The sequence below is a fragment of the Victivallis sp. genome, assembly GCF_048170485.1.
Classification (GTDB): Bacteria; Verrucomicrobiota; Lentisphaeria; order Victivallales; family Victivallaceae; genus Victivallis.
Window position 1 is genome coordinate 1 of sequence record NZ_DBEXAY010000215.1, and the last position, 12,820, is coordinate 12,820.

General features: G+C 59.2%; 9 protein-coding genes. 4 read left to right on the plus strand and 5 right to left on the minus strand.

Annotated elements, in window-relative coordinates; translation table 11 throughout:
• Nucleotides 1-16: 16 nt before the first annotated feature.
• A complete protein-coding gene (locus tag ACMLHG_RS11230; RefSeq protein ID WP_295807571.1) occupies nt 17-703 on the minus strand; it encodes a DtxR family transcriptional regulator in 687 nt (228 codons plus the stop codon).
• Nucleotides 704-844: 141 nt separating this feature from the next.
• On the opposite strand from ACMLHG_RS11230, the gene ACMLHG_RS11235 reads away from it, so the two are divergent.
• Together ACMLHG_RS11235 and ACMLHG_RS11240 are read left to right on the plus strand one after the other, a co-directional pair.
• On the plus strand, nt 845-1,648 hold the full coding sequence (locus ACMLHG_RS11235) for a helical backbone metal receptor (RefSeq protein WP_295807568.1): 804 nt from the start codon (nt 845-847) through the stop codon (nt 1,646-1,648).
• Nucleotides 1,639-2,025, plus strand: a complete 387-nt coding sequence (locus ACMLHG_RS11240; RefSeq protein ID WP_417170549.1) for a fluoride efflux transporter FluC — start codon at nt 1,639-1,641, stop codon at nt 2,023-2,025. The genes ACMLHG_RS11235 and ACMLHG_RS11240 overlap by 10 nt, the downstream gene beginning before the upstream one ends.
• Before the next feature lie 18 nt (nt 2,026-2,043).
• Here ACMLHG_RS11240 and ACMLHG_RS11245 read toward each other — a convergent pair whose 3' ends face one another.
• On the minus strand, nt 2,044-3,354 hold the full coding sequence (locus tag ACMLHG_RS11245; RefSeq protein ID WP_417170550.1) for a replication-associated recombination protein A: 1,311 nt from the start codon (nt 3,352-3,354) through the stop codon (nt 2,044-2,046).
• Between the two features lie 210 nt (nt 3,355-3,564).
• On the opposite strand from ACMLHG_RS11245, the gene ACMLHG_RS11250 reads away from it, so the two are divergent.
• Complete coding sequence (locus tag ACMLHG_RS11250) at nt 3,565-4,926, plus strand: sodium/glutamate symporter (RefSeq protein ID WP_295807562.1); 1,362 nt, start codon at nt 3,565-3,567, stop codon at nt 4,924-4,926.
• Between the two features lie 65 nt (nt 4,927-4,991).
• Entirely contained in the window at nt 4,992-6,908 is a 1,917-nt protein-coding gene (locus ACMLHG_RS11255) for a hypothetical protein (protein WP_417170551.1), read from the plus strand.
• Here the strand turns inward: ACMLHG_RS11255 and ACMLHG_RS11260 are convergent.
• The 3 genes from ACMLHG_RS11260 to ACMLHG_RS11270 form a co-directional block, all read right to left on the minus strand.
• Nucleotides 6,866-8,614 carry a hypothetical protein gene (locus ACMLHG_RS11260; RefSeq protein ID WP_417170552.1) on the minus strand — a complete coding sequence of 583 codons (1,749 nt, stop codon included), beginning with the start codon at nt 8,612-8,614 and terminating at the stop codon, nt 6,866-6,868. The genes ACMLHG_RS11255 and ACMLHG_RS11260 overlap by 43 nt on opposite strands.
• 71 nt (nt 8,615-8,685) lie before the next feature.
• Complete coding sequence (locus tag ACMLHG_RS11265; protein ID WP_417170553.1) at nt 8,686-11,733, minus strand: alpha-mannosidase; 3,048 nt, start codon at nt 11,731-11,733, stop codon at nt 8,686-8,688.
• An 87-nt stretch (nt 11,734-11,820) separates the two neighbouring features.
• On the minus strand, nt 11,821-12,820 hold a 1,000-nt coding region (locus ACMLHG_RS11270; protein ID WP_417170554.1), incomplete at its 5' end, for a ketopantoate reductase family protein.

Sequence of the window (12,820 nt, forward strand, 5' to 3'; positions counted from 1 at the left end):
AAAAAAGCACACCCTCTCAGGTGAGCTTGACCCAGATGTGCATCGCATCTCCTGCACGCATGGAGAGGCTGCTGCCCATCACCTTGACCCGGAGCAGATCGCCGAACGGCGCCCTGCCCTCCATCTGCAACAGCGTGCCGGGCACCAGCCCGAGGTCGGCAAATTTCTTGATGCCGCGCAGGTTTTCGGCGACATGCACCACCACACCGGATTCGCCGTCCGGAAGCTGATCCAGAGAAAGCAATTCTTCGCCCGGCTCCGGACAGATCTTCGGCATCGTGGTTTCAAGATATTCGCGCAGAGGAGCGCAGTCGTCGCGCCCTTCAATCGCCTCTGCCAGCGCCACGATGCGCGACAGCACCGTTTCCCCGATCACATGTTCAATCCGGCAGGCGGTGGAGTCGGAGCACTCCGCATCCAGCTTCAGCACCTGGCTGAAAAAATCTTTCAACACTTTGTGCCGATGACGGATTACCGCGGCGGTTTCCGCGCCGACGGTAGTGAGTTCGACCGGCGTATGAGACTGATAGTTGATCAGGCCGCGGGCGGAAAGCGCCTGAAGTGCGTTGGTAACCGACGGCATTTTTACTTTCAGCCGGTCGGCGATGTCTTTGGTATGCGCATGTCCCTTCTGTTCGATGATCTCGGCAATCGCTTCGAGATAATCTTCGAGACTGCTGGAAATATCAACGGTTGTGGCCATATGAAATACCCTCAATGTGTTCGTCATTAATATACTCGTTTTTGCATCGGTGTCAACCCGTTTTTCCATTTCTCCGGTTGCAAATCATGGAAATTAGAGCTCTATTATACCGATGTCAATTCCGGAATGTCATAAAGGATTATGAAACTTTTTCTCCTGCTTTGTTTCGTCGCGTTCGCCCTCGGTGCCGCCGCGGCGGAACGGGTCATTTCGCTCAGTCCCAGCCTGACGGAGGCAATCTGTCTTCTTGGCGGAGAATCCATGCTGGTCGGCCGAACCGATTCCTGTACGGAACCGGCTTCCGTCGTCCGGCTGCCGTCGGTCGGGAAATTTCTCTCCCCTTCTATGGAACGAATTGCCGCACTCGCCCCGACTCTGGTCGTTTCCACCCCGCAACCGGGGCGCGGCACGGCTCAGCTTCTGGCAAGTCTCGGCATCCGTTTTGAAGAGCTGCCGGATCACACCCTGGCCGATTACCCCGCTCTATTGCGCCGCCTGGGGCGGCTGCTTAATCTCCCGGCGGGAGAACGGGAAGCGGCTCTTGCCGAGAAGCGACTCGCACACCTCCGGCATCAGATGGAATCCATTCCCGAAAATCGGAAGGTAAAAGTCCTGTTCCTCGCCGGGATCGATCCCGCAATCGCGGCAGGGCGGCGAAGTTTCATTCACCCCATGATTGAACTTGCCGGAGGGAAAAACCTCGCAGGTTCTCTGAACCGCGCTTACGTCACCGTCTCGCCGGAATGGATTGCGGAACAACAGCCGGACCTCATTCTGATTCCGGACGCCGGTGCGACACTGCCGGAATGGCTGAAGCTTCTCCCGGTCCGCCCCCTTCCCGATCCCGATCTGGTCTGCCGGCTCGGCCCGCGCCTCTTTCAGGGAATCGAACAATTGAAACACATTTTGCAGAACTCTGCGAAAGGAGACACATCATGTCATTGAAACTGCTCGCCGCCATCGCCGTCGCCGGAGCGGTCGGAACCCTGCTCCGTTACAGTTGCATCCGGCTGGGAACGGTGCTGACGACCACCGCCTTCCCTTTTTCCACGCTGATCGTGAACGTCATCGGCGCCTTCGCCGCCGGGGCGGTCTGTGCTCTGATCCGGGGGCGTTTCCCGCAATTCGCGCCGCTGCTTCCGGTGATTCTGGTGGGATTTCTCGGCGCCTTCACCACCTTCTCGACCTATGCGCTGGAATGCGCGGAGCTCTTCCAGCGCGGCGCCGCCGGCAAGGCCATGCTCAATCTCTTGCTGCAGAATACACTCGGCATTCTCGCGGCATGGGGCGGCCTCGTGGCCGGAAGCCGCTTCTCCGCCTGACGGCGGAATGCGGACAATTCAGGAGTGCGAAGCATTTTTGCGTTCGCGCAACCGCTCCCAGTAGGCGAGACGGCGGAGAATCTCCCGCTCAAATCCCCGTTCCGGCGGCCGGTAGAATTTCTTGCGCGGCATCTTGTCGGGGAAATAGTTCTGACCGGAAAACCCCTCCGCTGTCTTATGATCGTACTGGTATCCCTTTCCGTACCCGAGTTCTTTCATCAGCCGGGTCGGCGCATTGAGAATGTGCGCCGGCGGCGTCAGAGAACCGAACTCCTTGGCCGCCCGCTGGGCCTCGCCCCATGCGACATAGGCGCTGTTCGATTTCGGCGCGGTGCCGAGGTAGATCACCAGTTCGGCGATCGCCAGCTCGCCTTCCGGAGAGCCGAGCCGCTCGTAGGTGTCCCACGCGGCAATCGCCATCTGCAGAGCCTGCGGGTCGGCCAGGCCGACATCTTCCGTCGCGAACCGGGTCAACCGCCGCAGAAGGTAGAGCGGATCCTCCCCGCCGGCAATCATCCGTGCCGCCCAGTAAAGTGCGGCGTCGGTGTCGGAGCCGCGCAGTGATTTGTGCAGTGCGCTGATGAGATTGTAGTGCCCTTCCTTGTCTTTGTCGTAGATCGGAGCGCGCTGCTGAACGATCTTGAGCACTGCCGCCGCATCCAGAGTTTCCCCTTCCGGCGTCAGATCGAAGACACTTTCCAGCAGATTGATGAGATAACGACCGTCGCCGTCGGCCAGTTCGGCCAGCGTCCGCCGTGCCTCGGGCGTCACCGGCAGTTTGCGCTTCAGTTCCGCTTCGGCCCGCTGCGTGATCTTTTCGAGGGCATCGGCATCCAGCGGATTCATAACGAACACTTTGCAGCGGGAGAGCAGTGCGCTGTTCAACTCGAAGGAGGGATTCTCCGTCGTCGCGCCGACCAGAGTTACGGTACCGTTTTCCACATAAGGGAGGAAGCCATCCTGCTGTGCCCGGTTGAACCGGTGAATCTCGTCGATGAAAAGCAGTGTTCCCTCGCCGTATTCGCGCCGCTTCGCCGCCTCATCGAACGCCTTGCGCAGATCAGCGATTCCGGAAAACACCGCCGAGAGCGCGGTGAAATGAAGACTGGTACGGGTTGCCATCACCCGGGCCAGCGTCGTTTTGCCACAGCCGGGCGGCCCCCAGAGAATAAAACTGGTCAAATGGCCGGAGTCGATCATCCGGCGCAGCGGCGCCCCCTCGCCGAGCAGATGCTCCTGACCGACAATCTGATCGAGGTCAGTCGGCCGGAGCCGGTCCGCCAGCGGCCGGTTGACACTCTGCGAAAAAAGTGATTCCTGATATGCCATGCCTTCCGCACCGTCCTTCGACAAAATCTTCCGCTTTTCTCCGCCCGGCATTTGAAAATGACGACGTTTTGCGCCATATTATCCGGATGAAATCAAACATTTCCCATTCATAATATGGAGCCGCCGTATGAAAATTTCAACCGGATGCCGGCGCGGATTGCAGATTTTATCCGGCAAAGTTCTCACCATCCCCCAGGGGGCATCGGAATCATGACTGCCGTAATGTCCTTCTGCGGCCTCTGTCTGCTGCTGGTTCTCGGCAAGGCCGTCCGAACTGCGGTTCCGCTGCTGCAGCGTCTCTATCTGCCCGCCTCCGTCATCGGAGGACTGATCGGGCTCGTCTGGATCAACACCTTCGGGAAAAACTTCTCTTCCGACTGGTATGCCAGCTGGAACGACGTCCCCGGATTCCTCATCAACATCGTCTTCGCCTCGCTCTTCATCGGCTCCGCCCTGCCCCGTCTGCGGGAGATCTGGGGGCTTGCCGCGCCCCAGCTCTGCTACGGACAGCTGATCGCCTGGGGGCAGTATGTGGTCGGGCTCGCCCTGGCCGGATTGGTGCTGATTCCGCTCTTCCACGTCGACCGGGCATTCGGCACACTGCTGGAAATCGGCTTCGAAGGCGGGCACGGCACCGTGGCCGGTCTCTCCGCCACGTTCGATCATTTCAACTGGTCGCGCGGCCGGGACCTGGGTTATACGATGGCGACCGCCGGCATGGTGCTCGGCATTGTCATCGGTATGGCGCTCATCAATCTGGCGGTCCGGCGCGGCTGGGTGAAAAATGTGCGGCTTTTCTCTGAACAGAAGGCGTATGAACGGCGCGGCATCTATCCGCGCCATGCACAGCCGCCGGCCGGGAAGCAGACCGTTTTCAGCGATTCGATCGACTCTCTGGCATTCCATGTCGCCGTCCTCGGCATCGCCGTACTGATCGGCTACGGGCTCAAGGAGCTGCTCTTTCTGCTCAATCAGGTCTCGCCGGAAGGGGTGCAGAAGCTCAAGGTGCTTGAAAGTTTCCCGCTCTTTCCGCTCTGTCTCATCGGCGGACTGATCCTGCAGAAACTTCTGGTAACCGTCCGACTCGATGTGATCGTCGATCACGGGCAGATCCAGCGGCTCGGCGGAGCGGCGCTGGACTTTCTGGTCGTGGCCGCTGTCGCCTCGATTCAGCTTGATTTCGTCGCGGCGAACTGGCTGCCGCTGCTGCTGCTCATCCTCGCCGGAACCCTCTGGAACGTCTTCTGTGTCCTGTTTCTCGCGCCGCGGCTGTTCCGTGAAGCCTGGTTCGAACGTTCGATCGCGGAATTCGGCCAGTCGATGGGAGTGACCGCAACCGGGCTGCTGCTGCTTCGCACCGCCGACCCGGAATCCCGCACCGTCGCGGCCTCCGCATTCGGTTACAAACAGCTCTTCCACGAACCGTTCATGGGCGGTGGAATCTGGACCTCCATGGCTCTGCCGCTGGTAATTACCCAGGGAAATCTCTTTGTCTGGCTGATTTCCGCCGGCATGATGCTTCTCTGGCTGGTCTTCTGGTTCCTGGTACTGCGCAGGCGGCAAAATGGATGAGCGATTCCGGCAGACCTTCCGCCTCCAATTGACAATCGGGGTCGCACTTCTGCTGACTGCTGCAGTTGCGGCGGTTTTTCTCCGATATTTCCCCGGAGGAACTGCAGGTCTGCCGCCAATCCGGCAAATTCATCTCTCTCTATCAGGGGGAGCTTCTTCCGGAACCGCGGGAGCGAAACACCTTTCTGCTGGCGTTGTTCGCATCGCCTTTTCTCGCCGGAGCCGCGATCTGGATCGTCCGTCGCCGGGAGTTCCTGCCGGCAACACCGCTCACCAGCGCGCTGCTCGCCGGGGCATGGGCCTTCTTTGCCGAAGCGATGCTGTTCGGCCATGGGCTATGGATCGAAGACTTCGCGTCAAACGCCTTCCGCCACCCGGGCTATCTGATCAGCTCCATCTTAACCGGGCTGGTTGCCGGATATCTGCTCGGACGCCACGTTCTCCGGGGAAACGGCTGGATCTACTGGGCCTCGCTGCTGTTCCCGATTGCCGGTGTGCTCTTCTGCATCCTCTATCCGGAGCAGTTCATCATTCAGATGTGGACGTTTCATTTTGAACCGATCTGCTATGCGGTATCCCGCGCGGTCTCCGGCGGCTTCGAAAACCATCTCTACGGACTCTATCCGCGGTTTCTGGCGCCGTTGTTCCATCTCATCGGACTCTCGGTCTTCAAGCTTTCGCTGGTCATGAGTCTGCTCCACGTTCTGACCTTTGCCATGGTGTTGCGTGCCTTCTGGCTGTGGAGCCGAAACCGTCTGCTCACGCCGCTGTTCTCTCTGATTCTGGCCTATCTCGGGGGAATCTGGTGCTTCTTCCGGCTGAAGGAGTTCGACCCCTATTACGAATACCACCCGATCCGCTCGCTGTTCCCTGCCGCCGCGCTTCTGGGCGCCGCCTTTTACTGCCGGCTTCCGGAAGAACGCAAAAACATCGGAGCTCTGTTTGCCGGACTCCTCGCGGGGAGCGCGGTCTGCTGGAATCTCGATTCGGGCATTCCGGTCGCCGGAGCATTCTTCTGCCTGATCGCCCTCCGCGCCATCGCGAATCAGGGCAACCGCAGAAAATGGATTCTGCTGCTTCTGTTCACGGCGTCACTGATCTTCACCCTTGCCGCATGGTGGATGCTGTTTTCTCTGCAACAGGGTGCGCCGCTGGCGATTCTTCCGCTCATCAAATACCAGCGGCTCTTCCTTCAGGAAGGCGTCAATCTTCTGCCGATGCAGCCCTTCCCCGCGGCCTGGGCACTGATTCTCGCCATCTATCTGGCGGCCATGACACAGGGAATCCGGGCGGTGTTCCTGCCGCGCTTGCAGACGCCAGCCGCACAACAGAAAGCGCAGTGGATGTTTTTCACCGCAATTCTCGGCGCCGGCCTTTTCGCCTACTATCAGGGGCGCTCCCATACCTACAATCTTGCGCCGGTCAGTTATCCGGCCTTTCTGCTCCTCTTCGTCTGGCTGGATGACCAGCTCCGCACCGCCCGCTGCAGGAAACCGGAACGCGCCGCCGCACTGCTGGCCGCCTGGCCCGCGCTGTTACTCTCCGGACTAGTCGTCATCTCCATCGCACTTGGCGGGAATCGGATTGTCACCAATCTGCACTATTTTCTTAGCAACTGCTTTTTCCACGACGCGGACGATTCGCTTCTCAAACAGCACGCCGCCTTCATCCGCTCCGTGGCGCAGGGACGCCCGGTCAATATCTACGGCCGGAATCAGGGTCTCTATTACGCGGAAACCGGACTGCCCGCCGCCATTGCGGATTTCAGTCAGGTGGAACAATTTCAGCAAAAAGACATAACCCGAATCAAAGAAGCGCTCCGTCACTCCGACGCCCCACTGATTCTCGCACCAGGGTTACGGATGGGTTTTGACCTCGATCTTGACTTTATTCAGCAGAATTTCGTCTGGATCAAAGCGAGTCCGGATGGTCTGCTCCACTACTTTGAACGACGACGCCGGCACTCTTCTGAACGAAGGTAAAACCAGAGAACAAGTGCCACCGCCAGCGAGACACAGGTCAGCCACAGGCCGGTTTCGTGAAGTCGCGGCAGATAATAGACGTACCCCTTCCCGGCCGGAACATCGACATAGAACGGTTTCGACTCCTCAAACTCCCGATAGTCGGGAAACAACAGCTTACCTCGTTCATTTCTCCAGCCATTGCCGGGATTCTGGTTGATTCTCATCCGGTCCGGAACAGGCGTCTGAAAATCAATCCGGTTGGGCGACCAGCCCGTCAGCTCCGCCGCTCCCTTCTGCGAATAAAATTCGCCCCGATACTTGGGGTGTCCCGCAGGAAGACAGGCCAGAATGGAATTGTGAAAATATCCCTGCACCGCCTCATAGCCAATCAGATTATCAAGATTTTTTTTCGTCGCAATATAACAGGAAATCTCCGGAGCCACTACGGCCAGCAAACGAGGTTGTGAAGGCATCTGCCGGTAGGCGGCCAACAGCGTTTTCTCCGACATCCATTCCCCATTGGCCAAATAGATATGCCACAAATTAGCCGCCATTGCCGCACAGGAAAGAATCGGCACCATCAGCAGGATTTTTCTGTACTTCGGAAACTGCCGCAGACACCGGGCAAGGCCGACGGCGGCACCGGTCGCAAGAAAAAACACCAATAGAAAACGCCAGCGGGTAATGACGAAGAAACTGGTGAACGGCGGAATCTGCCGCAACCAGTAGCCCGGCAGGAATTTCGAAGTGGAGTCCAGAATCAATACCACCGCAATCAGCGCCCCCCAATGGTACCAGCGCCGTTCCCGGACCAGCGAGAACAGAAAAAATCCGACCGCGAGAATCCCGACATAACTGCCGATTTCATGCCATTGCAACCCGAGCCTGCCGCTCTGAACCACGGGCGTCGTAATCGGAACAAACGGCCGAATCAACCCCGCGATCAATGTCCCGACCGGAATCGACAGAAGCTCCTCCATCTCCCGCGGGAAACTGGCGAGATAGTCCAACGTCTGCATGACCCGGTAACCACTGAGCGCCGCGGCAACACAGACGGCAAGAGTTACCAGCAGCCAGTATCGCAACTGCCGCCGGAAGCGCCATGAGAGTTCCAGCCCCAGCACCGCCATCACCGCGCAGTTGACCAGTGTGAGATAGTGCAGAGACTGATTGAACATCAGCCCGGTGAAAATCCCCAGCCCGACGGCATACCGTGCATCCCGGTTGATTCTCTGTTCAAAATAGAGCAGCCAGGGGAGAAATGTGATGCAGGTCATACCGGGATGGCCCACCATGGAGTGCAGAGCAATGCAGCTCGACATGCCGAAAATCGCCGCTCCCCAGAAGCGGGCCGCCGGGTTGCGGGTGCAGCCGCGAAGAAACAGAAACATCCCCGCCGTACCGAACAACATGTACAGATAGATCGCCACCCGCCAGCCGTACCAGGTGCCGAAGAGCAGGAGACAGGGGAACTCCAGCCCGAAGATCGTAATCTGCGGATTGGCAAAGAGCGGCACGCCGCCGTGATTCCAAGCTCCCCAGAAGGGAAACTCGAAGAATTCCAGAACGCTCCGCCGCACCATCTCCAGATAGCCGAGTGTCCAGTCCACATCGCCGGCAAAGGAGAAGCGGTCCGGGCTCATTACCAGCGGAAACTGAGCCGCCCCGACCAGAATCAGCAGCGCAATCAGCTGCCCTCTTGCTGTTGTTAGAAAACGATACACAAAACCTCCCGGCGTAAATATGGTAACATACCACGCCGGGAGGGGTTTTACAATCGCCGCAATGCGATTTTTCAGCGAATCCGGAAGGTCCGGATTTCAAACGGCTTGAGCGGAACCTCCACCACGCCGTCCTCCGGCTTGAGCGTCGCGCCGGAACTCCACTCGACCAGATTGGTCTCCACCAGCTTCCGCCCCGGCTCCAGCGCCAGACGGGCGGTCGAATTGCAACCGTCCGTTTCGACCACGCGGATAATCCGCTCATTCCGCTTGTAGGCGAGTTTGAGCACCTCGAGCGAGGCACCGGCACCGCCGACCAGCCGGCAGGGCAGCGTCAGCGCTTCGCTCCGGCCCGGCAGCACCAGCGGCGCGCGGTTGAGGCAGGCCGCCTCCTGCATCACCTCGGAGCCCGTCAGGCCGCCTTCGTGCGGCAGGAAGCTGTAGGTGAAGCTGTGGTGGCCGAGGTCCGCCTGCGGGTCGGGATTGCCCGGCGAACGCAGCAGGTTGAGGTCGAGCACCCCATCGAGCAGTTTGTAGCCATACTTGCAGTCGGTGAGCAGCGCCGCGCCGCCGTTCACATCGGCGAGGTCGACATAGCGCTGCGCCGCCACTTCGAACCGGGCGAAGTCCCACAGCGTATTCCGGTGCGTGGGCCGGGTGATGTAACCGTACTGGATGTCACAGCGCGCTTCCGTCGCACGAACGGCGGTCGGGAAGGTGACGCGAAGCATCCGATGGTGCTCATTCCAATCCACTTCGGTATTGAAATCGAGCCGCTTGGAGTTGGCGGCAAGCACCACCTGCTGGCGAATCTTCGATTTGCCGACCGCCAATTCGAACTCCAGCACCTGCCGGACCGGACCAGCCGCGACCTTTTCCGCCCGGCTCCCCGTCACATAGACAGGCGGAACATCCTGGTAGGTGAAATCGACGTCCCACGCATCCCAGTTGTTCGGCTCATCGACGTAGAGGCCGAGCAGGTTGCCGGTCGCGCCGCAGATCACTTCGCGGTTCGCGGTCTTGTCAAAGGCGCGCAGCAACCGGGCGTCCGCATCGAATTCGTAGCGGACCAGATCGTTCTCCAGCACCAGCGTCTTGTCGACTTTGGTTTTGGCCTGCTTTTCCGCCTTGCCGCGGGTCAGCGTGGTGAAGCTCTGTGGCGGGAAGTTGCCGAGCGCCCACAGCGCGCCGTTTTCCGTCTGCGTCAGGATTTCGCGCCCCGACTCATCCGTCACACTGCATCCCGCCCAGTCATCTGGCAGCCGGACCGGCGAAGTGTAATCGTAGCTCAGAGTATTGAGCACGGTGACCGCATCCTTTTCCTGCTTGAGCAGTTTTTCCGCCGCTGTCTCAATCAACGCGGCACAGCGTTTGAGCACCTCGGCGTGTTCGGCTTCGGTGTTCTCGTAGACCATGTGGATCGAAGAGCCCGGAATGATATCGTGGAACTGGTTGAGCAGAACCGTCTTCCAGAGCGCGTCCAGTTCGTCGGCCGGATACTCCGCCATCGGCAGGCAGCTGCAGAGGAATTCCGCCGCGGTTAGCATCTGTTCGCACTTGCGGTTGTTGCGCTTGGTGCGCGACTGGGTGGTCAGAGTGCCGCGATGGAGTTCGAGGTAGAGTTCCCCCACCCACTGCGGGAGTTTATCCGCGTACTTCGAAAGCCGCTCGAGAAATTTATCCACGCGTCCGAATTTGACGTGCGGAACCCCTTCGAGATTCGCCGACCGCAATCCGTACTCGATGTGTTCGAGCTTGGGACCGCCGCCGCCGTCGCCGATTCCGGTCAGAGTGAGGAATTCCGGCAGGAAATAGTTTTCGTTGAAGTTGTCCTGCGCTTTGCGAAGCCCGTCCGGCAGCATCCAGGAGTTGTAGGTATCCTCCGGCGGGAAGTGGGTCAGCACCTCCGTGTTGTCGATGCCGCGCCAGAGGAAGGTGTGGTACGGGAATTTGTTGAACTGACTCCATGAAATCTTCTGCGTAATGAAGTAGTCGCAACCGGATTTCTTGATGATCTGCGGCATCGAAGCGGAATACCCGAAGACGTCCGGAATCCAGAGGTTCTTCACGTCGAAGCCGAACTCGTCCATGAAGAAGTTCTTGCCGTAGAGGAACTGACGCACCATCGACTCGCCGGAGATGATGTTGCAGTCCGCCTCAACCCACATGCCACCCTGAATCTCCCAGCGGCCCTCTTTGATCTTCTGACGGATCTTTTCGTAAAGTTCCGGATAATACTCTTTTACAAATGCATAATGCTGTGCCGCGGACGCGCCGAATACATAATCCGGGTAGCGTTCCAGATTGTAGATCTGGCTGGCGAAGGTACGCGCGCATTTGCGGATCGTCTCCCGCACCGGCCAGAGCCAGCCGGTGTCGATGTGCGCATGACCGACTGCAATGGTGGTGAGCGCCGATTTCTCCGCCGGCAGCGAAAGCTGTTTCGCGAGACGGGCCCGGGCCGCGGCAGCGTTGGCCGGATTGTCGGCATAGGCGCTGACCGCATCGTTGAGCGCCATGTTGACCTGCACCGCCCGGTAATCGGTGTCCGGCAAGCTCTCCAACAGCGCATAGAGCACGGCAAAATCGTTGCAGAGGTCCCACGCGGCGGTATTGAAATGGCCGAAGCGCATCGTCCGGATACGGCCGAGCCCGGAATCATCGGTGATGCCTTCGATTCCGAACAGACCATTCGCGGCAAGTTCGCCCCAGAGATCGATTTTGCTGCCGGGTTCCGCCGCCTCGGTAATCGGCAGAAGATCCTTCCGGTATCCGTTGTTGTAGACACTCATATGAGTCAGTCCATAATACGGTACCCCCTGCTCATCGAAAATCAACAGCTCGCCACCGAGGTAGAGGCGGCACCAGACCGGCTGCCCGGCCCATTCGGCGGGAACGGTTCCGGTGAGGTGAATCCAGGCGCTGTCCCACGCCTCCCCCCAGTGCTCCCCTTCCCGGATTTCCCGGTATTTCCCGGACAGGCGATCCGAAAATGCAACCGGTTGTTTTGTTGAATAAATTTCAGCTTTCAGAGGTTGCGACTCAAAAAAGAGATCTTCTTTGAGCCTCTCGAGAAAGAGCCGTGCCCGATCCCGATAGATGGCGAACTTTTTCTGATCCATTTGTTTCTCCTTCAATTGAAAGGTTCTGCATCATCGTTCAGCGATCCTCCGCAGCAGGACACCTTCCGGCAGCGGAATGATCTTTGCTTAAGATAGCCCGTTTCGATGGGAATTCAAGGCTCGAAGCAGCGCATAACAGCTTTCCATGCGCGGAATTTCAACCCGATGTTGTCTTGCCAGCCGTACCGGATTGCCCAGAATCGCCTCCACCTCCAGCGGCCTGCCCGCTTCGAAATCCTGCAGCATGCTGGTTCGATAGGCGGGGAAACGCCGCGTATACTCCATGGTGTTGACCGCATCCTCCTCCTTCAGAGAGACTCCGCAGGAACGGGCAGTCATAATCACTTCCTCCATCAAGTTCCGGCAGAGATTCTCCAGTTCAGGATCTTCAACCATCTGCCGGGTATCCACTCCGCCGGCGAGGACGGAGACCGGATTGAACGCCAGATTCCACAACAGTTTGCACCAGCGCACCTGACGGATGTCCTCGCAGAGTTCACAGCGCACGATTCCACCCTTTTCAAACGTCGCCGCCAGTCTCCTGGCCGCGGCGGAAATTCCCGACGGATAGACTCCCATCCGCAGCGTTCCGCTGCCGAAGTGATGCACCCGCCCGGGCGTCGGACGTGACACGCCGACATAGGCGATCGTACTGATGAGTTCACGGTCGGGGAACGCGGCACGGATCGGCTCCTCGATCTCCACACCGTTCTGGATCAACACGATCACACCGTTCGGAGAGCGCTCCAATGCCGGCCGAAGCAACGCAACCGGATCCACCTCCGGCAACACTTTGGTGGCCAGAATGATGTAATCAACTTCGCCCGGGCACTCTTCCGCCGACCGAAGCACCCGGTCCGGATGAAACGAGAAATCCCCGGCGACGCTCTGCACCTGATAACCGTTTTTCACGGCGACCTCATATTCGCTTCGGGCGACGACGTTGACCTCCGCCTCCCCGCCCTGCGCCAGACGGCCGCAGAAATAAATCCCGACCCCGCCGGCGCCGATCAGCAGAACCTTGAGCTTCTCCATCAATTTCTTCTCCCGAAAATCGCACTGCCGATCCGCACCAGCGTCGAGCCGC